This is a genomic window from Nocardioides sp. S5-5 (assembly GCF_054954065.1).
In genome coordinates, this window is sequence record NZ_CP199913.1 from 781,140 (window position 1) to 805,817 (window position 24,678).

Annotated in this window: 22 protein-coding genes; 14 read left to right on the plus strand and 8 right to left on the minus strand. The window is 73.1% G+C overall.

Annotated features, from left to right (window positions below; genetic code table 11):
* Positions 1 to 3 precede the first annotated feature (3 nt).
* From ACUP6Y_RS03655 to ACUP6Y_RS03680, 6 genes are all read left to right on the plus strand, one after another.
* Entirely contained in the window at positions 4 to 1,287 is a 1,284-nt protein-coding gene (locus tag ACUP6Y_RS03655) for an adenylosuccinate synthase (RefSeq protein ID WP_462554266.1), read from the plus strand.
* Positions 1,288 to 1,390: 103 nt separating this feature from the next.
* A complete protein-coding gene (gene purD / locus ACUP6Y_RS03660) occupies positions 1,391 to 2,662 on the plus strand; it encodes a phosphoribosylamine--glycine ligase (RefSeq protein ID WP_462554267.1) in 1,272 nt (423 codons plus the stop codon).
* On the plus strand, positions 2,659 to 2,790 hold the full coding sequence (locus tag ACUP6Y_RS03665; protein ID WP_462554268.1) for a hypothetical protein: 132 nt from the start codon (positions 2,659 to 2,661) through the stop codon (positions 2,788 to 2,790). Before purD ends, ACUP6Y_RS03665 begins: the two co-directional genes overlap by 4 nt.
* Positions 2,783 to 3,283 carry a GNAT family N-acetyltransferase gene (locus tag ACUP6Y_RS03670; protein WP_462554269.1) on the plus strand — a complete coding sequence of 167 codons (501 nt, stop codon included), beginning with the start codon at positions 2,783 to 2,785 and terminating at the stop codon, positions 3,281 to 3,283. The genes ACUP6Y_RS03665 and ACUP6Y_RS03670 overlap by 8 nt, the downstream gene beginning before the upstream one ends.
* Positions 3,284 to 3,379: 96 nt before the next feature.
* Positions 3,380 to 4,798, plus strand: a complete 1,419-nt coding sequence (gene purB, locus ACUP6Y_RS03675) for an adenylosuccinate lyase (protein WP_462554270.1) — start codon at positions 3,380 to 3,382, stop codon at positions 4,796 to 4,798.
* Entirely contained in the window at positions 4,795 to 5,193 is a 399-nt protein-coding gene (locus ACUP6Y_RS03680; protein ID WP_462556608.1) for an SRPBCC family protein, read from the plus strand. The genes purB and ACUP6Y_RS03680 overlap by 4 nt, the downstream gene beginning before the upstream one ends.
* Here the strand turns inward: ACUP6Y_RS03680 and ACUP6Y_RS03685 are convergent.
* Entirely contained in the window at positions 5,180 to 5,497 is a 318-nt protein-coding gene (locus ACUP6Y_RS03685) for an antibiotic biosynthesis monooxygenase family protein (protein ID WP_462554271.1), read from the minus strand. The two genes, ACUP6Y_RS03680 and ACUP6Y_RS03685, sit on opposite strands and share 14 nt — an antisense overlap.
* 274 nt (positions 5,498 to 5,771) lie before the next feature.
* Positions 5,772 to 10,364 (minus strand): Ig-like domain-containing protein, encoded by a 4,593-nt coding sequence (locus tag ACUP6Y_RS03690; RefSeq protein ID WP_462554272.1) that lies wholly within the window; start codon positions 10,362 to 10,364, stop codon positions 5,772 to 5,774.
* Positions 10,365 to 10,487: 123 nt separating this feature from the next.
* On the opposite strand from ACUP6Y_RS03690, the gene ACUP6Y_RS03695 reads away from it, so the two are divergent.
* Positions 10,488 to 11,909: an MFS transporter gene (locus ACUP6Y_RS03695; protein WP_462554273.1), complete on the plus strand. Its 1,422-nt coding sequence runs from the start codon at positions 10,488 to 10,490 to the stop codon at positions 11,907 to 11,909.
* Here the strand turns inward: ACUP6Y_RS03695 and ACUP6Y_RS03700 are convergent.
* On the minus strand, positions 11,863 to 14,421 hold the full coding sequence (locus tag ACUP6Y_RS03700) for a LuxR C-terminal-related transcriptional regulator (protein ID WP_462554274.1): 2,559 nt from the start codon (positions 14,419 to 14,421) through the stop codon (positions 11,863 to 11,865). The two genes, ACUP6Y_RS03695 and ACUP6Y_RS03700, sit on opposite strands and share 47 nt — an antisense overlap.
* 75 nt (positions 14,422 to 14,496) lie before the next feature.
* The gene (locus tag ACUP6Y_RS03705) at positions 14,497 to 14,859 is read right to left on the minus strand and encodes a hypothetical protein (protein ID WP_462554275.1); all 363 of its coding nucleotides are present in this window, start codon (positions 14,857 to 14,859) and stop codon (positions 14,497 to 14,499) included.
* Positions 14,860 to 14,966: 107 nt separating this feature from the next.
* Between ACUP6Y_RS03705 and ACUP6Y_RS03710 the strand changes: the two genes are divergently transcribed.
* Complete coding sequence (locus ACUP6Y_RS03710) at positions 14,967 to 15,851, plus strand: hypothetical protein (RefSeq protein ID WP_462554276.1); 885 nt, start codon at positions 14,967 to 14,969, stop codon at positions 15,849 to 15,851.
* A gap of 42 nt (positions 15,852 to 15,893) precedes the next feature.
* Here ACUP6Y_RS03710 and ACUP6Y_RS03715 read toward each other — a convergent pair whose 3' ends face one another.
* A complete protein-coding gene (locus ACUP6Y_RS03715) occupies positions 15,894 to 16,862 on the minus strand; it encodes a sulfotransferase family protein (RefSeq protein WP_462554277.1) in 969 nt (322 codons plus the stop codon).
* Between the two features lie 87 nt (positions 16,863 to 16,949).
* On the opposite strand from ACUP6Y_RS03715, the gene ACUP6Y_RS03720 reads away from it, so the two are divergent.
* The 4 genes from ACUP6Y_RS03720 (at position 16,950) to ACUP6Y_RS03735 (ending at position 21,189) form a co-directional block, all read left to right on the plus strand.
* Positions 16,950 to 17,501, plus strand: coding sequence for an RNA polymerase sigma factor (locus ACUP6Y_RS03720; protein WP_462554278.1), 552 nt, complete (start codon positions 16,950 to 16,952; stop codon positions 17,499 to 17,501).
* Positions 17,498 to 18,553, plus strand: a complete 1,056-nt coding sequence (locus tag ACUP6Y_RS03725) for a hypothetical protein (protein ID WP_462554279.1) — start codon at positions 17,498 to 17,500, stop codon at positions 18,551 to 18,553. Before ACUP6Y_RS03720 ends, ACUP6Y_RS03725 begins: the two co-directional genes overlap by 4 nt.
* 119 nt (positions 18,554 to 18,672) lie before the next feature.
* The gene (locus tag ACUP6Y_RS03730) at positions 18,673 to 19,575 is read left to right on the plus strand and encodes a phosphoribosylaminoimidazolesuccinocarboxamide synthase (RefSeq protein ID WP_462554280.1); all 903 of its coding nucleotides are present in this window, start codon (positions 18,673 to 18,675) and stop codon (positions 19,573 to 19,575) included.
* 57 nt (positions 19,576 to 19,632) lie between these two features.
* Positions 19,633 to 21,189, plus strand: a complete 1,557-nt coding sequence (locus tag ACUP6Y_RS03735) for a long-chain-fatty-acid--CoA ligase (protein WP_462554281.1) — start codon at positions 19,633 to 19,635, stop codon at positions 21,187 to 21,189.
* 25 nt (positions 21,190 to 21,214) lie between these two features.
* Here ACUP6Y_RS03735 and ACUP6Y_RS03740 read toward each other — a convergent pair whose 3' ends face one another.
* Positions 21,215 to 21,721 (minus strand): YflT domain-containing protein, encoded by a 507-nt coding sequence (locus ACUP6Y_RS03740; protein ID WP_462554282.1) that lies wholly within the window; start codon positions 21,719 to 21,721, stop codon positions 21,215 to 21,217.
* A gap of 239 nt (positions 21,722 to 21,960) precedes the next feature.
* On the opposite strand from ACUP6Y_RS03740, the gene purS reads away from it, so the two are divergent.
* Together purS and purQ are read left to right on the plus strand one after the other, a co-directional pair.
* Complete coding sequence (purS, locus tag ACUP6Y_RS03745; protein ID WP_462554283.1) at positions 21,961 to 22,206, plus strand: phosphoribosylformylglycinamidine synthase subunit PurS; 246 nt, start codon at positions 21,961 to 21,963, stop codon at positions 22,204 to 22,206.
* Positions 22,203 to 22,871, plus strand: a complete 669-nt coding sequence (purQ, locus tag ACUP6Y_RS03750; protein WP_462554284.1) for a phosphoribosylformylglycinamidine synthase subunit PurQ — start codon at positions 22,203 to 22,205, stop codon at positions 22,869 to 22,871. Before purS ends, purQ begins: the two co-directional genes overlap by 4 nt.
* A gap of 42 nt (positions 22,872 to 22,913) precedes the next feature.
* On the opposite strand, the gene codB is transcribed toward purQ, so the two are convergent.
* Entirely contained in the window at positions 22,914 to 24,218 is a 1,305-nt protein-coding gene (gene codB / locus ACUP6Y_RS03755) for a cytosine permease (protein ID WP_462554285.1), read from the minus strand.
* Positions 24,215 to 24,673: a nucleoside deaminase gene (locus ACUP6Y_RS03760; RefSeq protein WP_462554286.1), complete on the minus strand. Its 459-nt coding sequence runs from the start codon at positions 24,671 to 24,673 to the stop codon at positions 24,215 to 24,217. Before ACUP6Y_RS03760 ends, codB begins: the two co-directional genes overlap by 4 nt.
* Positions 24,674 to 24,678: the final 5 nt, after the last annotated feature.

The following is a 24,678-nucleotide window of genomic DNA, read 5'->3' on the forward strand; positions in this document are numbered from 1 at the left end:
AAGATGCCGGCAATCGTGATCGTCGGAGCCCAGTGGGGCGACGAGGGCAAGGGCAAGGCGACCGACCACCTCGGCAGCCAGGTCGACTACGTCGTCAAGTTCAACGGCGGCAACAACGCCGGCCACACCGTGGTCATCGGCGACGAGAAGTACGCCCTCCACCTGCTGCCCAGCGGCATCCTCACCCCCGGTTGCACGCCGGTCATCGGCAACGGCGTGGTCGTCGACATCGACGTGCTGTTCCAGGAGATCGACGGCCTCGAGGGCCGCGGCGTCGACACCGGCAAGCTCAAGCTCAGCGCCAACGCGCACGTCATCGCCGACTACAACCGCACCATCGACAAGGTCACCGAGCGCTTCCTCGGCTCCCGGCGGATCGGTACGACGGGCCGCGGGATCGGCCCGACCTACGCCGACAAGATGAACCGGATCGGCATCCGGGTCCAGGACCTGTTCGACGAGAAGATCCTCACCCAGAAGGTCGAGGGGGCGCTGGAGCTCAAGGGCCAGATCCTGACCAAGATCTACAACCGGCGCGCGCCCTCGGTGCAGCAGACCGTCGAGGGGCTGCTCGCCCACGCGGAGCGGCTGGCGCCGTACGTCTGCGACACGGGGCTGCTCCTCAGCCAGGCCCTCGACCGCGACGAGGTGGTGCTGATGGAGGCCGGCCAGGCCACCCTGCTCGACGTCGACCACGGCACCTACCCGTTCGTGACCTCCAGCAGCGCAGTCTCCGCCGGCGCCTGCACCGGCACCGGCATCCCGCCGACCCGGATCGACCAGGTGATCGCCATCGCGAAGGCCTACACGACGCGCGTCGGTGAGGGCCCGTTCCCGACCGAGCTGTACGACGAGAACGGCGAGTTCCTGCGCAAGGCCGGGTGGGAGTACGGCACCACCACCGGCCGCCCGCGCCGCTGCGGCTGGATGGACACCGTGATCACCCGGTACGCCGCGCGGGTCAACGGCGTCACCGACTTCGTGCTCACCAAGCTCGACACCCTGACCGGCCTCGCGGAGCTGCCGGTCTGCGTCGCGTACGACGTCGACGGGGTCCGTCACGACGACATGCCGGTCAACCAGACCGACTTCCACCACGCCGTGCCCGTCTACGAGAACCTCCCCGGCTGGACCGAGGACATCTCCGGCTGCCGCAGCTTCGAGGAGCTGCCGAAGGCGGCGCGGGAGTACGTCGAGTTCGTCGAGGCGCGCTCCGGCGCCCGCATCTCGGTCGTCGGCGTCGGCCCGGAGCGCGAGCAGGCGGTCGTCCGGCACCCCCTGCGCTGATTCCTCCCGGGGTCCAGGCGCCCCCTTCGCGCACCCAATGCACGCACCCTGGGCACGCGACGGGGCAAGCCGCCTCAGCGCCACACCACTAGGATCGACGCCCGTGAAGACCCTCGTCATCGGCACCGGCGGCCGCGAGCACGCCCTCGCGCTCGCCCTCTCCCGCGACCCGGGCGTGAGCGAGGTCCACGCCGCCCCCGGCAACCCCGGCATCGGCGCCTTCGCCACCCTGCACGAGGTCGACCCGATGGACGGTGCGGCCGTCGCCGCTCTCGCCGTCTCCCTCGGCGCGGAGCTCGTCGTGGTCGGACCCGAGGCGCCGCTGGTCGCCGGGGTCGCCGACACCGTGCGCGCGGCCGGGATCGCGGTCTTCGGACCGTCGCGGGCCGCCGCGCGGCTCGAGGGCTCGAAGGCGTTCTCCAAGGAGGTCATGGCCGCCGCGGGGGTGCCGACGGCCGGGTCGCGGACCTGCACGACCGCCGAGGAGGTCGCGGCGGCGCTCGACGAGCTCGGGGCGCCGTACGTCGTGAAGGACGACGCGCTCGCCGCCGGCAAGGGCGTCGTGGTGACCCTGGACCGCGCCGAGGCGCTCGCCCACGCGGCCGGCTGCGAGCGGGTCGTGGTCGAGGAGTTCCTCGACGGCCCGGAGGTCTCGCTGTTCGCGGTCTGCGACGGCGCGACGACGTACCCGTTGCAGCCGGCGCAGGACTTCAAGCGGATCTTCGACGGCGGTCGTGGGCCCAACACCGGCGGCATGGGGTCGTACTCCCCGCTGCCCTGGGCGCCCGTCGACCTCGCCGCCACCGTGGTCGACACGGTCGTGCGGCCCACGCTCGACGAGATGGCCCGCCGGGGCGCGCCCTTCGTCGGCTGCCTGTACGTCGGCCTCGCGCTCACCGCCGCCGGTCCGCGGGTCATCGAGTTCAACTGCCGCTTCGGCGACCCCGACGTCCAGCCCGTCCTGGCGCTGCTGGAGTCGCCGCTGGGCGCCCTGCTGCACGCGGCGGCGACCGGGCGGCTGGCGGAGGTCGAGGCCCCGCGGTTCGCCGACGGCGCGTCGGTCACCATGGTCCTCGCCTCGGCCGGCTACCCGGAGTCCTCGTCGAAGGGCGACGTGATCACCGGCGTCGGCCGGGCCAACGGGGTCGCCGACGTCGACGTCATCCACGCCGGCACCGCCCTCGACGGCGACCGCCTGGTCACCGCGGGTGGGCGGGTGCTCGCCGTACGCGCGGTCGGGTACGACATCGCGGACGCCCGCTCGCGCGCGTACGCCGCGGCCGACCTGATCGCCTTCGACGGCATGCAGCGGCGCTCCGACATCGCCGCCGAGCCCCTCGGCGTGGTCGAGGGCGCCTCGCTGAGGGACGCGTGAGCACCGTGCCCGGCCATCAGCTCGCCGAGCGGCTGGCGTGCCCGCTGCTGACCACCGACGCGCGGCTGGAGCGCGCCGATCCGCCCTGCGAGGTCATCGTGGCGCGGGCGGGGGCCGTCGATGACTGACGCACAGCCCGTCGGCGTGCGGACCGACCGCCTGCAGCTGGTGCTGTGGGACGAGGCGACCGTGGCGGCGATCCGCTCCGGGGAGCGGCTCGCGGGCTGGCACCCGGACTTCCCGCGCGAGGACGACCGCGGCGCCGCGACCCTGTGGCGCGACGGCGACCCGTGGGGCCCGCGGTCGATCGTGTCGCTCACGCAGCGGCTGGTGATCGGCTCGATCGGGTTCTTCGGGCCGCCGGAGCCGGCGGCCGACGAGGTTGCCGAGGTCGAGGTGGGCTACGGGCTGGTGGAGCCGGCGCGCGGCTACGGCCTGGTCACCGAGGCGCTGGGCGCACTGCTCGCCCGGGCCGACGCGGCGGGCGTGCGCGTGCGGGCGTCGATCGCGCCCGACAACACCGCGAGCCTGCGGGTGGCGGCCAAGGCCGGGTTCACCGGGGTGCGGGGCAGCACCGAGGACGGCGAGCTGGTGCTGGTCCGCCCGCTGCGGTCGGCCTGACCGGCCACATCGGCGATCGGGGCGCCGACTCGTCCCGATGACCACCGCAACGCCGGGTGCGACGGCGCGGCCGGCAGCGTGGGAGAATCACCACCCGTGACCGTGCCGAACGTCCTCGCCACCCGCTACGCCGCCGCTGACCTCACCGCGATCTGGTCGCCGGAGCACAAGATCGTCCTCGAGCGGCAGCTGTGGATCGCCGTGCTCAAGGCCCAGCGCGACCTGGGGATCGACGTACCCGACGGCGTGGTCGAGGCCTACGAGAAGGTCGTCGACGACGTCGACCTCGCGAGCATCGCCGAGCGGGAGCGGGTGACCCGCCACGACGTGAAGGCGCGCATCGAGGAGTTCGCGGCGCTCGCCGGGCACGAGCACATCCACAAGGGCATGACCAGCCGCGACCTGACCGAGAACGTCGAGCAGCTGCAGGTCAAGCAGTCCCTGGAGCTGCTCCGGGACCGCGCGGTCGCCACCCTGGCCCGGCTCGGCCGCCTCGCCGCCGAGCACGAGACCACCGTCATGGCCGGGCGCAGCCACAACGTCGCCGCGCAGGCGACCACGCTGGGCAAGCGGTTCGCGACCGTGGCCGACGAGCTGATGATCGCGGTGGAGCGGATCGAGGACCTGCTCGGTCGCTACCCGCTGCGCGGCATCAAGGGCCCGATGGGCACCGCGCAGGACATGCTCGACCTGCTCGGTGGCGATGCCGACAAGCTGGCCGACCTCGAGCAGCGGGTGGCCGGCCACCTCGGCTTCGAACGGGTGCTCACCAGCGTCGGGCAGGTCTACCCGCGCTCCCTCGACTTCGACGTGCTCTCGGCGCTGGTGCAGCTGACCGCGGCGCCGTCCAACCTCGCCACCACGATCCGGCTGATGGCCGGCAACGAGATCGTCACCGAGGGCTTCAAGGAGGGCCAGGTGGGCTCGTCGGCGATGCCCCACAAGATGAACACCCGCTCCTGCGAGAGGGTCAACGGCCTCGCGGTCGTCACCCGCGGCTACCTGTCCATGGTCGGCGAGCTCGCGGGCGACCAGTGGAACGAGGGCGACGTCTCCTGCTCCGTCGTACGACGGGTGGCCCTGCCCGACGCCTTCTTCGCCGTCGACGGGCTGTTCCAGACCTTCCTCACCGTGCTCGACGAGTTCGGTGCCTTCCCGGCGGTGATCCAGCGCGAGCTGGACCGCTACCTGCCCTATCTCGCCACCACCAAGGTGCTGATGGCCGCGGTGCGCAACGGCGTCGGCCGCGAGAGCGCACACGAGGCGATCAAGGAGGCGGCGGTGGGCACCGCCCTCGCGGTGCGCCAGGGCCAGGCCGAGAACGACGTCTTCGCCAAGCTCGCCGCCGACGAGCGCCTCGGCCTCACCGAGGAGCAGCTGCAGTCGCTGGTCGCCGAGCCGATCACCTTCACCGGCGCCGCGGTCGCGCAGACCCAGGAGGTCTGCCGCCGGGTCGCGGCCGTCGTCGCCGCGCACCCCGGCGCTGCCGACTACCACCCGGGCGCGATCCTCTGACCCCGGTCGAGGTCGCCTTCCCGGTCCGCGCGGACCGGGCCTTCGACTACCTCGCCGATCCGCGCAACCGCCCGCTGTGGCAGTCGTCGCTGCGGGCGGTGGCCGACGTCGTACCCGACCACAGCGTGTGGACCGACGTGACCGTGGTGCCCGGCGTGCGGCCGCGGATGCGTACGACGACCCTCGAGCCGCCGTACCGGTGGGTCGAGGAGGGGGAGTGCGGGCCCTTCCGGGCGCGCCTCGAGCTCCGGTTCGCGCCGAACGGGAGCGGATGCCGCGTGAGCGCGGACTTTTCCGTCCGCGGCCTCGGGCTGGGACGGCTGCTCACCGCCGGCGCCCGGCCGGCCGTGGCGGCCGACCTGCGCCGGGCGGCGCGCCTGCTCAGGCCGGCCTGACGTCCAGCACGACCTCGAACTCCAGCAGGCTCGCGCCCGTGGCGACCGGCTTGCGCGGCGCCTCGCCCTCGGGCGTCGCGTGGGCGGCGCGGGCGTCGCCGTCGCGCCAGGCGGCGAAGGACTCCTCGTCGGCCCAGTGGGTGACCACGAAGTAGCGATCCTCGCCGGCGGTGGGGCGCAGCAGCTGGAAGCCGAGGAAGCCGGGCGAGCTCTCCACCGCCCCGGCGCGGGCGGCGAACCGCTTCTCCAGCTCGGGGCCGGCGTTGGGCGGGATCTGGATGGCGTTGATCTTCACGACGGACATGGGTGTCTCCTCCGGTGCTCTCGGGTCTGACGTGACGGTAGTGCCTGCCGCGGGCGTCAGCGGCGGCGGGACGCCCGCCCCGCCCGCGCCCGGTCAGGCCTGCGGGCCGAGGCTCGGACCGGCCCTGCTCGGTGAGTACGTCGAAAGGTGTGGCCCGGACGGACCTGGGGGGATCGGTCCGTCCGGGCCACACCGGTCGGTGGGTGCCGGTGACTCCAGCCAACCGGACCCGGTGCGGGTCGACAACGCGGCGGGCCGGATGTCGCCCGGCAGGTCACCCGATCGGCACGGCGGTGACGATGAGGTTCTTGGTGTAGTGGAAGTGGCCGTTGCGGTAGGTGACCCGGCCGGTGCAGGTGACCAGCGTGAGCCGGTGGTCACCGGTGGTGGAGACGGCGGCGCCGGAGAGTCCGGTGGTGCGGGGTTGGGTGGTGATGGAGGTGATCCGGTAGCGCAGCCGGCGGCCGTCGGCGGTCTTGACCTCGATGACCTGGCCGGGGCGGGCGTTGCGGAGCCTGCCGAAGGCGCCGGGACGGTCGCCGCGGTCGGAGACGTGGCCGGCGATGACCGTGGAGCCGACGGTCTCGCCCGGGGCGGCGGAGCCGGCGAGCCAGCCGCCCTTGGCGACGTCGTCGGGGATGACCATCGCGCGGTGGCGGGTGCCGACGGTCTGAAGACGGGCCTTGAGGCCGACGGCGCGGACCGTGAGTCGGGTGGGTCGGACCCGGCGGCCGGCGACGGAGTCGGCACGGACGCCGGTGTAGCCGGTCTTGACCTGGACGCGACCGATGTCGGGACGGTGGACCAGGGTGGTGGAGCCGGATGCGCCGCAGGCGGAGGTGGCGGCGAGGTTGTCGCCGTCCGCCGTGGTGGCGGCGACCCAGGTGTAGTGGCCGGGCCTGGTGACGGTCACCGATGGGAGGGTGATGGTGCCGTCGGCGGGAACGAACGCGACCGTGGCGACGGCGTCGGCGGGACTGCACATCGTGTCTGACGCCGTCGTCGCGGGCCCGTAGAGGGTCGCCGTCCCGGTCGTCGCCCGGCTCGTCACCGGGCGCCCGGCCAGACCGGTGACGGTGACCCGCGCGGTCAGGGCCAGTGGCCTGGTCCGTCCGGACCTGGTGACCTTCATGGTGGCCTCGGGCGGAGCGGTCACGGTGATCGCGGGACCCGTCGACGGCCCCGCCGACGGACCCGACGCGGCCGACACCGTCACGCTCACCTCGACGTCGGTGCACTGGACCGGCGCGGAGGTGTCGCACACGGTCACGACGTAGCCGTCGGAGCCGCTGAAGCCGGGGACCGGGGTGTAGGTGACCCCGCCGGTGGCCGGGTCGATGGCGAGCGACCCGTGGGCCGGAGAGGTGAGCGAGGCCACGGCACGCGGGTCCAGGGGAGCGCCGGTGGTGGTGGCGATCTCCGCCAGGGGGGTGGTGACCGGCGTGCTCTGCGGGGTGCTCACCCCGGGGCCGGGCACGAACTCGTTGGCGACGCTCACCGTCACCTGGGCCGCATCGCAGGCGACGGCAGGGTCCTGGTCCTCGGAGACGCGGTAGCGGTAGGAGGCGCGTCCCGAGAAGCCGGCTGCCGGCGTGAAGGTGATCGTGCCGTCGGCGTTCACGCTCGCGGCGCCGCCCTGCGCCGTACCGACCAGGGTGGGATCCGACAGCGGGGTGCCGTCGGGCGTCGCGCTGTCGTTCGACCGGACGTCGGTCGTCACCGGCGTCGCCACGGTCGTGGAGCCGGTGTCGTCCTCGGCGTCGACGGTGATCGAGCCGATCACCACGACCTCGGCGGTGTCCTGGTCGACGACCAGGATCGCGCCGGTCGCGGTGGTCGCCACCCAGGTCGGCGTGTGGCTGCCCCAGACCTCGACGGTCTCCTGGCGGTAGCCCGAGCCGTCGGGCACCAGGCGCAGCACCCGGTCGTTGCCGGAGTCGCCGACGATCAGGGTGCCGTCGGGCTCGGCCGCGATGCCGTACGGGTTGTCGACGCTGCGCGAGACCACGCTCTGCGTGTACGACGTGCCGGTCGGGCTCAGCCGCACGATCTTGTCGCCGTCGGCCCAGTCCGCCACGAAGACGTTGCCGTCGGCGTCGACCGCGACGCCGCGCGGGCGCTCGTAGCCGGATCCGACCAGCGACCTCGTGTAGCCGCCACCGGCGGGCGTCAGCCTGTGGACGTGCCCGCTGGAGCTCTCGGCGAAGTAGACGTTGCCGTCGGCGTCCACCGCGACGCCGGAGGGCCGCTGCAGGCCGGTGGCGAGCACCGAACGGGTGTAGCCGCCGCCGGTCCAGGCGAGCTTGACGATCTCGTGCTCGCCCTCGTCGGCGTAGTAGACGTTGCGGTCGGCGTCGACCGCGATGCCCTGCGGGTCGATGTCGCCGTTGCTGTCGATCGTCGAGGGGCCGGAGCCGGGACTCCAGCCGATCACCTTGCCGTTCCCACCGGCGCCGACGTCGGAGATGTAGATGATGTTGCCCGCGTCGGCCGCGATGCCGGTCGGCTCGGACAGGCCGGTCGTTGCGGCGACCCGGAAGGCGTCCGCCGTCGGCGGCAGCGTGGCGCAGCCGGTCGCGGTCGCCACGGTGATCGTGACGGTGGCGAGGCTGCACACCTGCGCCGGCATGCCGTCGTCACGGACCAGGTAGGTGTAGCTGTCGGTGCCGGAGAAGCCGGCGGCCGGGGTGTAGCTGACCGTGCCGTCGAGGTTGACGCTCGTCGTACCGTGCGCCGGTGCCTGGACGACCGTGGGCGGCGACAGCCTGGTGGTGGCCCCGTCGTTGGCGCGGACGTCGGTCGTCACCGTGCGCGGCGCGGTCACCGTCGTGGTGTCGTCGGCGGCATGCACGGTCGTGGGGCCGAACCTCCACAGACGTTCGAAGTCGGAGACGTGGACGGCGTCGTCGTCGGTGATCGCGAGGGTGGTGGCGTACTCCGCACCCCAGGGCGCGTAGAGCTGCTGGGCGTCGTAGCCGGATCCGGACGGGGTCGCCGTCCAGAGGCCCGGGTTCTCGGAGGTGCTGACCCAGAGGGTGCCGGTGCTGTCGACCGCGACGCCCTGGCCGCTGCCGAGGCCCGTCACGGCGTTCGTCGGGGTCCAGCCGGACCCGGTGTCGACGGCCTTCACCACCCGCGTGTAGCTGGCCACGTAGACCGCGCCGCCGTCGTCGACCGTGACCTGATGCACGAACTGGAGGCCACCGAGGACCTGGGTCTGCGACATGCCCGACCCCACGGCCAGGCGGGCCACGCCGCCGGCGCTGGACGAGGTGGCGTTGAAGCTCACGTAGACGTCGCCGTCAGGCCCCACGTCGACGCCGCCGATCTTGGTCAGGAACCCACCGGTGTGGATGTCGGCGATCGTGTAGTCCGACCCTGTCGCCGTCAGCTCGAGCAGCTCGTCGGGATAGCGCACGACCCACAGGGCGCCGTTGTCCCCGATCGCGATGGCGGTCACGTTGCCCACGCCGGTCGCCACGACCGAGCGGCTGTAGCCCGACCCGGAAGGGGCCAGCCTGACGATCTCGCCGGCCTGGGAGTCGGTGACGAAGATGGTGCCGTCGGCGTCCACGTCGAAGTAGTTCGGGTAGTCGGTGCCGGTCTCGATCGGGAGCCGGGTGATCTCGCCGCTGGTGCCGAGTGGGTCGCAGGAGTTGCCCTGGGCGACCGTGACGGTGACCGTCGCGGTGGCGCACGCGCTGCGGGTGTCGTCCGCGACGGCGTAGGTGTAGCTGTCGGTGCCGGAGAAGCCGGCCTCGGGGGTGTAGGTGATGGTGCCGTTCGCGTTGACGCTCGCCGTGCCGTGGGCCGGGCGCTTCGCGATGGTCGGGTCCGCGAGGGTGACGTCCGTCGCGGTGTCGTTGGCGAGCACGTCGGTGGTGACGCTGCCGCCGGCCGTCGTCGTCCCCGTGTCGGCGGCGGCGTCCACCGAGACGGGAGTCAGCTTGACCACCCGGTCGTTGCCGGTGTCGGCGACGTACAGGTTGCCGTCCTCGTCGGCCGCGACGTCCTGGGGCTGGTTGAGGCCGTCTGCCGGCAGGGTGTCCTGGTCGCCGCTCGTGAGGCTGAGCCGGACCAGCCGGTTGTTGCCGGTGTCGGCCACGACGAGGGCGGGCGTCGGGCCGGACGGGTCGATGTCGAGGCCACGCGGGTCGGACAGTCCGTTCGTCGGGACCGGATTGCCCGGGGTGTTGCCGAGGACGTTCAGCGCACGCACCGTGTCGTCGTCCATCGAGAACCACAAGGTGGTGCCGAACACGGAGATGCCGCGGACGTCGGTCAGCGGGAGCGACTGCACGCCCGAGGGGACGTAGCCACCGCTCCCCGGGGTCAGCTTCGTGATCCGCTGGTTCGAGGTGTCGCCGATGAAGACCGCGCCCGCGGCGTCGACATCCAGCGCAGCCAGACCGCCGCCGTAGCCCCACGCGACGTTCTCCTGGGTGTACGTGTCGCCCGACGGCGTCAGCTTCTCCACCTTGCCGTTCGGGCGATCGGCGACGTAGATCGTGCCGTCGGTCCCCACCGCGACCGCAACGGGCGTGAAGGCGCCGCCCGCGGTGGTCTGGGTGTACGTGTCGCCCGACGGCGTCAGCTTGTCGACCTGACCGCCGTTGCCGACGTAGACCACGCCGGCGGCGTCGACGTCGATGCCGCGAGGCGTGGTCAGGCCGTTTGCGATGGTCGAGTGGCGATAGCCGGACGCCGTCAGGGTCTCGCAGCCGACCGTCGCGGCCCCGGCGGGAGGCGCGAGCGTCGTCGCGACGCCGGTGACCACCAGCGCGCCGCTGACGGCGAGCGCCGCGGACAGTGCGATCCGGGGGAGTCGGGCAGGTCGAGGGCAGGCGAGGGCGCGTCGAGAACGCATGGGGGAGCAGCTCCGTTCCGAGGGCCGGACGACAGGCTCCGGCGGGTCCAGCGAACCCTCACCATGGGGACCGTGACAATGCTCCGTCGCAGATGTCGCCCGTCGAGTCACCCGCTCGTCGCGGTGATCGGGCTTCTGGCCGCCGTCGAGGTCGCCAGCGGTGTGGTCCAGGGCTACTACGGCCCGGTCATGGTGGACATCGCCCACGACCTCGACGTCCGCTACGCCGACCTCAACTGGCTCGAGGCCGCCCAGCTGGTGTTCTCGGCGCTGGTCGTGCCGCCGCTGGCCCGGCTGGGGGACCTGGTCGGGCACAAGCGGGTGCTGCTGGCGGCGACCGCGGTGACCGCGCTCGCCAGCTGGGGGATCGCCTTCGCGCCGAGCTTCCCCGTGATGCTGGTCGCCTGGACCCTCCAGGGCGCCTACGTGGTCTGGCTGCCGATCGAGGTCGCCGTCATCCACCGGCGCACCGCCGGCCGACCCGACCAGGGCCGGCTGACCCGGCGGGCGGCCGCGATCCTGGTCGCGACGCTCGAGCTCTCGATCATCGTGGCCGCCGTGCTGGCCGGTCAGCTCGCCGACCGGGTCTCGGTGACCACGATGCTGGTGCTGCCCGCCGTGGCCGTCACGGTGTGCCTGCCGCTGCTCGCGCTGCTCGAGGACGTCCCCGGGCTGGGGGGCGGGCGCTTCGACTGGGGCGGTCTGGGCCTGATGGCGCTGGCGGTGCTGTCCGTGCTCGGCGGCCTGGTGGTGATCCGGGTCGAGGGGATCTCCTCGCTCGCCGCCTGGCTCCTGGTCGCGCTCGGCACGGCGCTGCTCGTGCCCTGGTGGCGCTATGAGGCCCGCCACCCCGACCCGATGGTCGACGTCCGGCTGCTCCGGCAGCCGGCCCAGTGGAGCGTGCAGGCGACGGCCTTCCTGGTCGGCATGTCGCTGCTCGGGGCCCAGGTCCCGCTGTCGACGTACTTCCGCAGCGACCCGGCGGTCCACGGCTACGGCTTCGGGCTGACCGCGGCCCAGGGCTCGGTCCGGATCGCGTTCTACGTCGCCTGCCTGGCGCTCGGCGCGCTGGCCCTCGGCCCGGTGAGCCGCCGGCTCGGCGTCCGCGGCGCGATGGCCGTCGGCTGCGTCGTCTACGCGGTCGGGTACGCCGCCTGGCTGCCGTGCCACGCCAGTCCCGCGGCGGCGTGGGCCGTGATGGCCGTGATCGGGCTCGGTACCGGAGGGCTGATCGCCGCGATCCCCGCGGCCGCCGCGGCGGTCGCGCCACCCGGGCGGGTCGGCTCGGCCACCGGTCTCACCAACGCGGCGAAGACCATCGGCGGCGGCATCGCGTCGTCGGTGTTCGCGATCTGCCTCGCGCGGACCGGAGGGATCCGGGTCGACGGCGGCAGCCTCGGCGGCTACTACGCCGTGTGGTCGATCTGCGCGGTCTCGGGGCTCGCGGCCGCGGTGGTCCTGGTCGTCGCCGCCCGCGCGCGCCTCACCGACGCCGCGCTCACCGGACCCGCCCCAGCAGATCCAGCTCGATCGCCTTCTCGATGACCCCGTCGCGGGAGTTGACCCCGAGCTTGCGGTAGATCCGCTGCAGGTGGGTCTTCACCGTGTTCTCCGAGACGTGCAGGGCGGCGGCCACGGCGGCCCGGGTCGGGTGGTAGGCGAACGCCGCGACCACGAGCCGCTCCTGCGGGGTCAGGGAGAAGGTCATCGTGTCGCCGGCGACGCAGTCCGGCACCGCCGCGCCGAGGTAGTCGCGCAGCGCCGCGTCGTCCTGGGCCTGAGCGAGCCGGCGCAGGCCCGCCAGGTCGGGCGCCGGCAGGTACATCAGGTGGGCCCGGGCGCCTCCGGGGCCGACCAGGGCGAGGACCCGGTCCAGCAGCGCCACCGCCGTGTCGCGGCGCTCGGAGCGCAGCGCGGCCGCGGCGCCGAGCGTGAGCACGGCAGCCCGGGACCGGTTGGTGTGGCCGGGCTGGTCCTCGAGGCGGGGGAGGACGGCGAGCGCGTCGGCACTCTCGCCCGCGAGCAGCCGGCCGAGCAGGACGGCGGGGGCCAGCTGGCCGGCGTACCTGGTGCGGGTGCGGAGCAGCGGGCCGGCCTTGGTGCGGTTGCCGGCGGCCAGCCACAGCACCGCCAGCGCCGCGCGGACCGCCGCCCCGCCCAGACTGTCGGCGGTGCCGGGCGGCGCGGGGGTGCGGGTGAGGGCCGCCTCGACCCGGTACGCCTCGGTGGCGGCATGGCCGAGCCCGAGCCGGGCATGCATCAGGGTCCAGGTGACGAAGGGCCAGAACTCGGAGGCGACCGCGAACTGGCAGCCGTCGTACTGCGCGACGGAGGCCGCCAGCTCGAAGTCGTCGAGCAGCAGCGTGGCCTGCCCGATCCGGCCCAGCGCGTTGACGTAGTTGTGGGTCTGGCCGGGGCGCCAGGCCGCCGGATCGACGTGCTCCTGCGCGGCGCGGGCCTCGGCGCAGCGGCCGTCGAGGGCGTCGAAGCCGACCGCGTAGACCGCCGTGTGGTTGAGCGACTCCGGGCGGGTGCTCATCGTGATCGCCCGGTTCACGGCGCTGCGCGCGGCGTCGACCTGCCCGTCCTGGAGGAGGGAGTAGGCCAGGTGGCGCAGGGTCGTGGCGCCGAGGTCGGCGACGTGGTGCTGCTCCCCGTCGGGGATGGTGTCGAAGTGGGCGAGGGCCTGGTGCGCGGCGCGGGCCGAGTCGTCGAAGCGGCCCAGCACGCGCAGGCTGGCCACCTTGGCGGTGTGGAGCATGAGCACTTCGCCGGGGGTCATGTCCGGAGGCGGCGGGCCGACCCACGAGGCGGGGATCCGGAAGTACTCCGCGGCCGCGCCGTGCAGTGCCGGGTTGCGGTGGCAGGCCAGCCCCCGGCCCAGGGAGAGGGCGGGGTACTGGGCCAGCGCTCGCCGCGGCACTGTCGCCAGCTGCCGGTCGAAGCGGCTGGTCGTGATCGTCTCGGGGTTGCTCGCGACCAGGTCGGCGTAGACCCGCCCGGCGACGTCGTACTGGCGGGCGGCGACGGCCAGCTCGAAGGCGGCTTCGAAGTTGCCGTTGCGGTGCAGCCAGGTGGCCGCCGTCCGCGCGGCCCGGGCCTGCTTGGCGGCCGGCTGGCGGGTGGCGTCGGCGAGCATGGCGGTGCGCAGCGACTCGACGTACTGGAACACCTGGCGACCGGGCGCGAACGGGATCCAGCGCCCGTAGCCGTTCCACTCCAGCTCGGCCAGCGGCTCCTTCACGTCGGTGGAGCCGGTCAGCTCGATCGCGAGGTCGGTGTCGAAGTACGGCGGCAGGCAGGTCGCCAGGACCAGCTCGTACGCCGTCCCCTCGCCGAGCTGGACCCGCAGGTCCTCGGCGACCAGCGACTGCCAGTCGGGGGCGTCGGGGTAGGTTCCCGAGCGGGCCAGCGAGAGCATGCCGGCGCGCACCGCGAGCGGGAACCCGCTCGTCGCGGCGTGCAGCTCGGCCGCATGCTCGGCGACCCCGGGCTCCCCGAAGCTCGCCAGCAGCTCGTGGGTCTCGGCCGCGGTGAAGGCCAGGTCGGCGGCGGTGAGCAGCTCGACGTCGCCGCGCAGGGTCCGGCCCGGGTTGGCGAGCCCGCTGCCGGTGCGGGTCGTGACGACCACCCGGACCTCGGGCGCCAGCCGGACCAGCCGGACCAGGTCGGAGTCGACGGGACCGCTGTCGTCGCGCAGCCGCTCGTGGGCGTCGACGACCAGGACGAGGGGTCCGTGACCGGACAGGGCGCCGGCGACCAGCTCGGCCAGGTCGGCGCTGCGCTCGACGTCACCGACGAGGCCGGCCACCTCCTCGGCCGGCAGCACGCCGAGCCGGCCGGCGCTGGTCAGCACCAGCTGCCAGAAGCTGGCCCGGCGTACGTGGTCGGTGTCCAGGGTCACCCACACGACGGTGTCGGCGCGGGGCGCGACCCAGCACCGGACCAGGCTGGTCTTGCCGGACCCGCTCGGCGCCGAGAGGACGACGATGCGCGGGTCCTCCCGGTCCAGCCGCTCGTGCAGGCGGGGACGCGTGAGCAGCACCGGTCCCGTCATCGGCGTCTTCCCCCTTTCGGAGGAACCCTAGTGTCGAGACGCCGAGTCGGTGGGGTTTTTGGTGAGGCCAGCCGGTCAGGCGCGAGCGTCGCCGCCCCAGTTGGCGAGCTTGACCGCGATGTCGTGCAGACGGCCCTCCGGCACGCCCTCCGCCTCGAAGGCCAGCTGGACGTGGTCGTCGGAGGTGCGGGCCAGCCGTACCTTCCCGGCGTCGGGCAGGTGCTCGATGATCCGGACCAGGCGGTTGCCGATCCGGCCGAGCTGCGAGGCGTGGTCGTCGGAGAGCTGGCCGAGGGACTCGGGCTCGCGGTGGTGCAGGGTCAGGCCGAGCCGGGTGCCGGCGTCGTGGCGGGCGAGGATCCAGACCTCGTCCTCCCACACCACCTGGCCGGGGGCGAAGGACGAGCTGTCGATGAGCGGCTGCGCGGACTCCGTCATGGCGACACTCTGCCATTGGCCGTCCGGGTGCCGACCGGCACCCCCTGTCGCTCCGTCCAGCACCCTGTCGTCAAAGTCAGTCGACTTTGTGAAGTATCATGCGGGCCATGACCCTGGGTGCCCTCGCCGTCCCGACGTACGACGACCCGCGGGTCGTCGTACCCGCCCCGGCCGCCGGTGCCGGCAACTGGGCCGGTGCGGCCAGTGCCGTGCTGGTCGACGGGGTCTTCTGGCTCACCTACCGGGTGCGCCGCCCGCTCGACGAGGGCCGCGGGGTGACCGTCGTGGTCGCGCGGTCCGAGGACGGTGAGCGGTTCACCACCGTGGCCGAGGTGCACCGCGACGCGTTCGGGTGCGAGTCCTTCGAGCGGCCGGTCCTGGTGCCGGTGCCGGGGGAGGGCTGGCGGCTGTACCTGTCCTGCGCGACGCCCGGCTCCAAGCACTGGTGGGTCGACAGCCTCACCGCCGCGACGCCGGAGGAGCTGCCCGGGGGGCGGCGGCAGGTCGTGCTGCCCGGCGACGACACGGTCGCGGTCAAGGACCCGGTCCTCACCCACGGACCCGACGGCTGGGAGATGTGGCTGTGCTGCCACCCGCTCACCGCGCCCGGCGACGAGGACCGGATGACCACCCGGCTGCTGCGCAGCGCCGACGGCCTCGCCTGGACCGACCACGGCGAGGTCCTCGCCGGCCGCCCGGGGGAGTGGGACGCGCGCGGCGCCCGGGTCACCACGGTGCTCGCGACCAGCCCGCTGACGGTTCTCTACGACGGCCGCGCCGACGCCGCCGCCAACTGGTTCGAGACCACCGGCGTCGCCACCTGGGACGGCTCCCGACTGGTCGCCGCCGCCGGCCCGCCGATCGCCTCGCCGCACGGCGACGGCGCCTGGCGCTATGCCACCGCCGTGCCGCTCCCCGACGGCCGCACCCGGTTCTACGTCGAGGCCGCGCGACCCGACGGAGCGCACGACCTGGTCACGTTGGTCCGCTGAGGACGGACGACCCGCGACGGGGGCGCTCCGGACTCGATCGTCTCAGGCCGACCGGGTCCCGCTCCGCTGCGCGAAGGATCCGCGGTCGCGGGTGGAGAGCCAGTCGGAGAAGTCCTCGCCGGTGATCTCGCCGAGCAGCCGGATGTCGTCGGCGAACGACGGCAGCAGCCGGGCCCGCTGCTCGGCCGTGAGCGAGGGCCGGTGCGTGTCGCGGGTCTGCAGTCGCGCGATGACCGGGACGCTCGCGCGGCGCCACACCTCCGGCCGCACGAACTGGCCGGCCCAGGCGCCGCCGCGCACCACCGGGCCGAGCACGCGCGGGCGCCAGCCGGGAGCGACGTACGGACGTGAGTTGTCGCGCGGGATCGCCGCGACCTGGCCCTCGCGGATGCCGAGGAAGCGGCAGGCCCGGTCGACGGTCTCGGCGGGACGATCGACGATGTCGCGGTAGCGCAGCACCAGGATCCGCGCGGGGTCGACCAGCTTGACCAGGTCGCGCAGCTGCTCGCCGTACCGGCCGAGCTCGCGGTAGCGCCAGAACGGCGCATGGCCGGCGGCGATCCGCTCCGCCTCGCGGCCGAACGCGGTCTCGAAGTCGGCCTCCGGCTCGAGGCCGTCGGACCACAGGTGCATCCAGTTGCTGTACGCGCGGTCGATCGGGTCCCGCACCACGGCGATCAGCCGTACCTCGGGCAGGGCGTCGGCGATCCGGCGCTGGGCGCCGCGGTGCCACAGGTAGAAGGGCGTCGACTCGCCCCGGATCGCGTCGGGCGGCGCGGGACGGAACAGGTCGGCGTACGCGTCGGCGCGCCAGACCCACTCCTGTTGGGAGTGCCGGTCGCCGGGGCCGCTCCAGTGCGGCGGGGGCGCGCCCTCGCAGAGCCAGAACTTCGGCTCCTTGGGCGTCGTCACGAAGACGTCGGGATGGGTGGCGAGCGCCAGGTGCAGCGCGCTGGTGCCGGCCTTGGGTGCGCCGACGAGCAGGAAGTCGGGGCGGGGCTCCCGGGTCATCTGCGCCTCCTTAAGTCTGGTAAGTCAGTTTAGATAAACAACAAGGCGCGATGCAACGATCGTCCTGCATCCGGACATGGGAGAGGCATGGGCGAGGACGACTTCCGCCGGCTGTACGCCGCGCACTTCGACGCGATACTGGGCTTCGCCCTGCGCCGGGTCGACCGGCCCGAGGACGCGGCCGACGTCGCCGCGGACACCTTCCTGGTCGCGTGGCGTCGCCTGGCGCACGTCCCCGAGGGCGACGCGGCCCGCCCCTGGCTGTACGGCGTCGCCCGTCGCAGCCTCGCCAACCACCGCCGCGGCGAAGGCCGTCGTGCCGCCCTCGGCGAGCGGCTGCGCCGCCAGCTCGCCCACGCCGTCGCGGACCTCGCCGACGAGGTCGTCCACCGCGCCGACGTCACCGCCGCGATGCGGCGGCTCAGCGCCCGCGACGAGGAGGTCCTGCAGCTGCATCTGTGGGAGGGCCTCGAGTCGCGCGAGATCGCCGAGGTGCTCGGGCTGCCGGCGGCCGTCGTCCGGCCCCGGCTGTCGCGGGCCCGGTCCCGGCTGCGCGACCTGCTCGGCAACGATCCGCCCGGCACCGGACATCTCCCTGCAGAACCCGTCACGTCGACCCGCGAGGAGGGACGCCGATGAACCGCACCGTCACCGATGCCGAGGTCGCCCGGCTGCCCATCGCCGAGGGCCGCGCCGAGCTGCTGGAGGAGATCATGACCCTCGCCCCCGTCCAGACCCCCACGCCACCTGCCCCCCGGCAACGCCGAGTGCTGCCGGTCCTCGCCGCCGTCGCCGCCGTCCTGGCCGTCCTCGGCGGGGTGAGCTGGCTCGGCCGGCAGGGCGGCTCCGGTGCCTCGGTGACCGCGACGCCGGCGCCGCCCGGCGCCGAGCTCGCCCTCCTCGACGTCGCGGGCTGGCGCCTGGAGCGGGCGCATGTCGGCGACGACGGGGGCGAGCTGGTCTATGCGGGCGACGACGGCGCCGAGGTGGAGATCGACTGGCGTCCTGCCGACCGGTACGCCGGCTACCTGGCCGACCGCGAGGACGTCGGCTCCGGCGAGCGGATCGAGGTGCTCGGCGTACCGGCTCGACTGTGGACCTACGCGACCGACGACCACACCGTGCTGCGCGACGTCGTCGGCGAGCACACCGTCGAGGTGCGCGGGATCCGGCTGTCGCGCGGCGCCTACCTCGACCTGCTCGCGCGACTCAGCCCGCTGAGCACCGCCGATCTCGGCGCCCGGGTGCCGAAGGCGGCGTTCACCGACGACGGCTACCTGCGCCCAGGCGCCGAGGCGCGGGGTCTGCCGGCGGCGCCCGACCGTCCGGCCCTGATCCGGGCGCCGGGCTGGTCGATCGGGGTGGACGACAGCGTGTTCTGGGAGCGGGCCCGTGCGCGGGTGCTGATGACCACGGTCGGCAACGTCCCCGATGCCTTCACCTACGACCGCTACCTCGACGCCGATCTGCGCCGGCCGATCCAGGTCCTGGGACAGCGTGCGCTGCTCGCCGAGTGGCGTCAGGGCGGCGTGCAGTACCGGGTCGCCGCACTCTCGGCCACGCCGAGCACCGTGCTGATCTTCGAGGGCACCGGTCTGAGCCGAGCGGAGTTCCTCGAGGTGGTCGGCTCGGCGCAGTGGGTCTCGCGGCAGGAGTACGACGACGCCGTCGCCGGCGTCGGGCGGGGGTAGGGACCGCTCGTCGTCCATCGGAGCCCTGGATGCGCGGTGGGCCGGTCACGGGTCCGGTCACGGGTCCGGGCACGGTCAGGAAGTTCGTGGTCCGCCGCCGCTGGTCCTACCTTTGCTCCGTGACGCTCGCGAACATCCCGCCCGCCCCGGAGCTCCCCGGCGCCCGCCACCTGCACTCCGGCAAGGTCCGTGACCTCTACGAGCTCACCGAGGGACCCCATGCCGGCAAGCTGCTCATGGTCGCCAGCGACCGGCTCTCGATCTTCGACTTCGTGCTCGAGACCACGATCCCCGACAAGGGCGAGATCCTGACCCGGATGTCGTCGTGGTGGTTCGACCAGCTCTCCTCCCTGGTCCCCAACCACGTCGTCGCCACCGACGTGCCGGACGCCGTCCGCGGCCGCGCGGTGATCTGCGAGCGGCTCGACATGTTCCCGGTCGAGTGCGTGGCCCGCGGCTACCTCACCGGCTCCGGCCTCCTCGACTACCGCGCCACCGGCGAGGTCTGCGGAATCGCGCTGCCCGCCGGACTCGAGGACGGCAGCCGCCTGCCCGAGCCGATCTTCACCCCCGCGACGAAGGCCGAGCTGGGCGACCACGACGAGAACGTCTCGTACGACGCCGTCGTCGCCACCGTCGGCGCCGACGCCGCCGCCGCCCTGCGCGAGCTCACCCTGCGGGTCTACGGCCGGGCCGAGGAGATCGCCCGGGAGCGGGGGATCCTGCTCGCCGACACCAAGCTCGAGTTCGGCGTCGCCCCCGGCGGCGACGGCCACATCGTGCTCGCCGACGAGGTCCTCACCCCCGACTCCTCGCGGTACTGGCCGGCCGACGACTGGCGGCCCGGGCGCGCGCAGCCGTCGTACGACAAGCAGATCGTGCGCAACTGGGCGCTCTCGCCGGAGAGCGGCTGGGACAAGACGTCCGGCGAGGCCCCGCCGCCGCTGCCCGTCGAGGTCGTCGAGCGCACCCGCAACCGCTACCTCGAAGCCTACGAACGGCTCACCGGCGAGCGGTTCTGACCGGGCTGGTCCCGCGACCCGTGACCGGGGTCACGACCGGCCAGTAGGTTGTGCGGCATGACGAACCTCGCCGAGTTCCTCGAGAACAGCGCCCAGTCCTACCCCGACCGCACGGCCGTCGTCTTCGGGGACACCCGGCTGTCGTACCCCCAGGTGAACGGCGCGGCCAACCAGGTCGCCAACCTGCTCGTCTCGCGCGGCATCCAGCCGGGCGACAAGGTGGCCCTCAGCTGCCCGAACCTCCCGTACTTCACGATCATCTACTACGGCATCCTCAAGGCCGGCGCGACCGTCGTCCCGCTCAACGTGCTGCTCAAGGGCCGCGAGGTCGCCTACCACCTGGGCGACTCCGACGCGAAGGCCTACTTCGCCTTCCAGGGCACCCCGGACCTCGCGATCGGCGCCGAGGGGTACGCCGGCTTCCAGCAGGCCGACGGCTGCGAGCACTTCTTCGTCGTCACCGCCGACCCGACCGCCCCGTCGCCGATCGAGGGCACCGAGACCTTCGGCCAGGCGCTCGCCGGCCAGCCGCCGACCTTCGACACCGTCCAGGCGGACGACGACGACACTGCCGTCATCCTCTACACGTCCGGCACCACCGGCCAGCCCAAGGGCGCCGAGCTGCGGCACCGCAACATGCGCGACAACGCGCTCGCCGGCGAGGACCTGTTCGGCGCCGACCCGGAGCGCCCCGACACCTTCTTGTGCGTGCTGCCGCTGTTCCACTCCTTCGGCCAGACCGTCATCCAGAACGGCGCCTTCGCGTTCGGCGGCACCGTCGTGATGCTGCCGCGCTTCGAGGCGGCCCCCGCGATCGGCCTGATGCTCAAGGAGAAGGTCACCTTCTTCGCCGGCGTGCCGACGATGTACTGGGGCCTGCTCAACGCCCTCGACGACACCGTCGACGTCAAGGCCCTCGCCGAGAGCCTCCGGGTCGCGGTCGCCGGCGGCGCCGCCCTCCCGGTCGAGGTCCACCACCAGTTCGAGGAGCGCTTCGGCGTGACCATCCTCGAGGGCTACGGCCTCTCGGAGACCTCGCCCGTCGCGAGCTTCTCGCGGCTCGGCTCGCCGGTCCGGGTCGGCTCCATCGGTACGCCGATCCCCGGCGTCGAGATGAAGCTGCTGGAGCCGGAGTCCTGGGACGAGGTGAAGGACCCTGACGGCATCGGCGAGATCGCCATCAAGGGCCACAACATCATGAAGGGCTACTACCAGCGGCCCGAGGCCACCGCCGAGGCGATCAGCGGGGACGGCTGGTTCCGCTCCGGCGACCTCGGCCGCAAGGACGCCGACGGCTGGTACTACATCGTCGACCGGTCCAAGGACATGATCATCCGCGGTGGCTTCAACGTGTACCCGCGCGAGATCGAGGAGGTCCTCCTCACCCACCCGGCCGTCTCGCTGGCCGCCGTCATCGGCGTCCCGCACGAGAGCCACGGCGAGGAGATCAAGGCGTTCGTCATCCTCAAGCCCGGCGCCACCGCCACCCCCGAGGAGATCGTGGCCTGGGGCAAGGAGCAGATGGCGGCGTACAAGTACCCGCGCGTCGTCGAGGTCGTCGAGAGCCTGCCGATGACCGCCACCGGCAAGATCCTCAAGCGTGAGCTGAGCTGAGCGTTGAGTCGCCCCTGACTCGACGTCAGGCGAACGGGTTCGGCAGCGCGCCCGGCAGCTTCGCGAGCAGCTCGCGGGCCTGGGCGGCCACCTTGTGCTCGACCAGCACCTCGTAGCGGGTCGCGACGACCGAGCTCACCGAGGAGAAGTCCCGCTGGCCGCGGGTCACGGCGTACCCGGCCAGCGCGAAGACGACGCCGAACGCGATGCCCATCAGCGTGGTGGACAGGATGATCGGCAGCGTGTCGCCGGTGCCGAAGAAGCTGAACAGCACGCCGACGAACAGCCCGAACCACAGCCCGCTCATCGCGCCGCCGGCCGCCACCCGGCCACTGGTGAGCCGGCCGGTGATCCGCTCGACCTGCTTGAGGTCGGTGCCGACGATCATGCAGTTCTGCACCGGGAAGCCCTCGTCGGAGAGGAAGTCGACGGTGCGCTGGGCGGTCACGTAGTCGTCGTACACGGCCAGCGACTGGGGGAACTCGAGCGTCAGCAGCGAGCGCGACATCGCGCCGGGGGTGGGGTTGCTCATGACCCCAGTCTGCCCCTCGTCCGGCAGAGGAGCGCGGAATCGGCAGCCGGGAGCGTGGCCACTGGTGGTCATCTCCGGAAGTTGTGCGGGGGTGGCCCGTGCTCCGGGTGCGTGCATCGCAAGGCGCCGGCGCGCAGCCATACCGGGTCGTCTCGCCAGCGTCGGCAACGCCGCGAGGTGCGTGCCCGGGGTGCGGGACACCCGAAGAACTTCCGGAGATGACCACTAGACTGCGGGCCGTGGCCCGAGTCGTCGTAGCTGTCATGCCGAAGCCCGAGATCCTCGACCCCCAGGGGAAGGCCGTCCAGGGCGCGCTGCCCCGGCTGGGCTTCACCGGCGTGACCGACGTCCGCCAGGGCAAGCGGTTCGAGATCGAGCTCGAGGGCGAGGCCACCGACGCCGTGCTCGCCGAGGTCGAGAAGATGGCCGAGACGCTGCTCTCGAACCCGGTCATCGAGAACTACACCGTGAGCGTCGAGCAGTGAAGGTCGGCGTCGTCACCTTCCCCGGCTCGCTCGACGACGTCGACGCGCGGCGCGCGGTCCGGATCGGCGGCAACGAGGCGGTCGCGCTGTGGCACGGCGACGCGGACCTCAAGGGGGTCGACGCGGTCGTCCTCCCCGGTGGCTTCTCCTACGGCGACTACCTGCGCTGCGGCGCGATCTCCCGGTTCGCGCCGGTGATGGACAAGGTGGTCGAGGCGGCCGACGCCGGGATGCCCGTGCTCGGCATCTGCAACGGCTTCCAGATCCTGTGCGAGTCCCACCTGCTGCCCGGTGCGCTGATCCGCAACGACCACCGCAGGTTCGTGTGCCGCGACCAGCTGCTGCGCATCGAGAACGCCACCACGCCGTGGACCTCCGCCTACGAGCAGGGCCAGGAGATCCGGGTCGTCCTCAAGAACGGCGAGGGCGGCTTCGTCGCCGACGCCGAGACCCTCGCCCGGATCCAGGGCGAGGGCCAGGTCGTGGCCCGCTACCTCGAGGTCAACCCCAACGGCTCGCTCGACGACATCGCGGGCGTCAGCAACGAGCGCGGCAATGTCGTTGGCCTGATGCCGCACCCCGAGCACGCGGTCGAGGAGCTCACCGGCAGCGGCCTCGACGGGCTCGGGTTCTTCACCTCGCTCGTCGAGACCGCCTTCGCCTGACCCCGGACCCGCCCCAGTGGGGCCCGGGGCCAGACGACCGGATCAGTCCCCGGTGGGGGTGAGCCGGCGGTTGAGCCCGGCGCGCCCGACGGCGTACGAGCCGCACGCGGCCAGCACGACGCCGATGACAGGTGGCACGCCGAACTCGGTCTCCTTGGCGATCCACGCGAGGCCGCTGGCGAGCGCGTAGACCGCGAGGTTGGGGATGTTGAGGGCGGGCAGCGGCTCGCCCTCGGGCATCCCACCGCGGCGCCAGCGGGCGAGATAGTCGCCGATCACGACACCGCCCAGCGGCGGGATGAAGACGCCGAGCAGGACCAGGTAGTCGACCAGATGGTTCTGCACGCCGACCAGGGCGAGCACGGTGCCGATCACTGAGCCGTACACGACGAAGGGCGTCTTCTTGGGCTTCTCGAAGAGCTCGGCGCCCGCGACCCCGAAGGCGTACGCCGTGTCGGCGTTCGACTTCCACAGGTTGCCGAACAGCAGCACCAGGCCCCAGGTGACCAGGCCGAGGTCGTAGAGCACGAGCACGAAGTCGCCCTGGCCGAAGGTCATCGCGCCGGTGGCGCCGAAGAAGATCATCAGCCCGTTGCCGATCAGGAAGCCGATCACGCAGGCGACCAGGGCCTGGCTGCCGGAGCGGGCGAACCGGGTCCAGTTGGGTGCCTGGGTGCCGGCGGAGACGAAGGTGCCGACCACGGTGGTGATCGCGACCGCCATCGTCATCGACCCGTTCGGCTGGACGTCGGCCAGCCCGGACCAGCCGCCGACCTCGTCGAGGGAGCGGAAGAGCACCCAGAACGCGAGGATCAAGATGAGCGGCGTGGAGATCGCGGAGACCCAGTACATGCCGCGGTAGCCGTAGCAGGCGGTCAGGCACATGAGCACGCTGGTGGCGATCATCACGGCGGCCTTCGCGAGGTCGGACTCCCAGGAGAAGGCCTGCGCGGTGAGGTCGCCGATGGTGCCGATGACGACGCCGTACCAGCCGATCTGGGTGCCGCCCAGCAGGATCGAGCCGAGCTTGCTGCCGCGGTGCCCGAGCACGTAGCGCGCCATCACGACCGTGGTCAGGCCGGTGTTGGCGCCGATCCAGCCGAGGAGGGCGACGTAGGTCCCGAGCACCAGCGAGCCGAGCAGGATCACCCGGATCAGCTCGCCGAGCGCGAACGCCGAGCCGAGCTGGGCGCCGGCCAGCATGGTCGGGGTGAAGACGGTGAACCCGAGCAGCACCACCGCGAGGGAGAGGAACGACTTGCGGGCGTGCGCGGGGACCGGCGTGACCGGGTAGTCGGGGTCGACCACCGCCGCCGTGGTCTCGGTGCCCGGCTGCACGGCCGTCACGCCTCCTCCCCGATGTCCTCGGCCCACAGGTCGGGCTTCTCCCGCATCATCGTGGCCATCAGGTCCCGGCACGCGGGGTCGTCGAGTACGTCGACGACGACCCCGCGCGAGCGCAGCCACTCCTCCGAGGCCTGGAAGCTGTGGTTCTCGCCGACCACGATCCGCGGGATGTCGTAGAGGACCGACGTGCCCGCGCACATGAAGCACGGCGAGAGCGTCGTGTAGAGCGTGCTCGCCCGGTAGACCTTGGCGGGCAGCCGCCCGGCGTTCTCGATGCAGTCGGTCTCGCCGTGCCGGATGGCGGAGCCGAGCTGGACCCGACGGTTGCGGCCGACGGCGAGCACCTCGCCCTCGTGGACGAGCGCGGCGCCGATCGGGATGCCGCCCTCCTCCCAGCCGATCCGGGCCTGCTCGATCGCGAGATCGAGGAACCTGCGGTCGTCGTCGGTGATCATGGGTG

Excerpts from the sequence above, each read along its gene's own strand:
- ACUP6Y_RS03760 (WP_462554286.1), bottom strand. The coding sequence starts at position 24,673 with ATGATCACCGACGACGACCGCAGGTTCCTCGATCTCGCGATCGAGCAG.
- ACUP6Y_RS03700 (WP_462554274.1), bottom strand. The coding sequence starts at position 14,421 with ATGACGGGACCGGTGCTGCTCACGCGTCCCCGCCTGCACGAGCGGCTG.
- ACUP6Y_RS03655 (WP_462554266.1), top strand. The coding sequence starts at position 4 with ATGCCGGCAATCGTGATCGTCGGAGCCCAGTGGGGCGACGAGGGCAAG.
- ACUP6Y_RS03720 (WP_462554278.1), top strand. The coding sequence starts at position 16,950 with ATGGGCGAGGACGACTTCCGCCGGCTGTACGCCGCGCACTTCGACGCG.
- ACUP6Y_RS03740 (WP_462554282.1), bottom strand. The coding sequence starts at position 21,721 with ATGAGCAACCCCACCCCCGGCGCGATGTCGCGCTCGCTGCTGACGCTC.
- ACUP6Y_RS03670 (WP_462554269.1), top strand. The coding sequence starts at position 2,783 with ATGACTGACGCACAGCCCGTCGGCGTGCGGACCGACCGCCTGCAGCTG.
- ACUP6Y_RS03710 (WP_462554276.1), top strand. The coding sequence starts at position 14,967 with ATGACCCTGGGTGCCCTCGCCGTCCCGACGTACGACGACCCGCGGGTC.
- ACUP6Y_RS03685 (WP_462554271.1), bottom strand. The coding sequence starts at position 5,497 with ATGTCCGTCGTGAAGATCAACGCCATCCAGATCCCGCCCAACGCCGGC.
- ACUP6Y_RS03725 (WP_462554279.1), top strand. The coding sequence starts at position 17,498 with ATGAACCGCACCGTCACCGATGCCGAGGTCGCCCGGCTGCCCATCGCC.
- ACUP6Y_RS03735 (WP_462554281.1), top strand. The coding sequence starts at position 19,633 with ATGACGAACCTCGCCGAGTTCCTCGAGAACAGCGCCCAGTCCTACCCC.
- ACUP6Y_RS03715 (WP_462554277.1), bottom strand. The coding sequence starts at position 16,862 with ATGACCCGGGAGCCCCGCCCCGACTTCCTGCTCGTCGGCGCACCCAAG.
- ACUP6Y_RS03690 (WP_462554272.1), bottom strand. The coding sequence starts at position 10,364 with ATGCGTTCTCGACGCGCCCTCGCCTGCCCTCGACCTGCCCGACTCCCC.
- ACUP6Y_RS03705 (WP_462554275.1), bottom strand. The coding sequence starts at position 14,859 with ATGACGGAGTCCGCGCAGCCGCTCATCGACAGCTCGTCCTTCGCCCCC.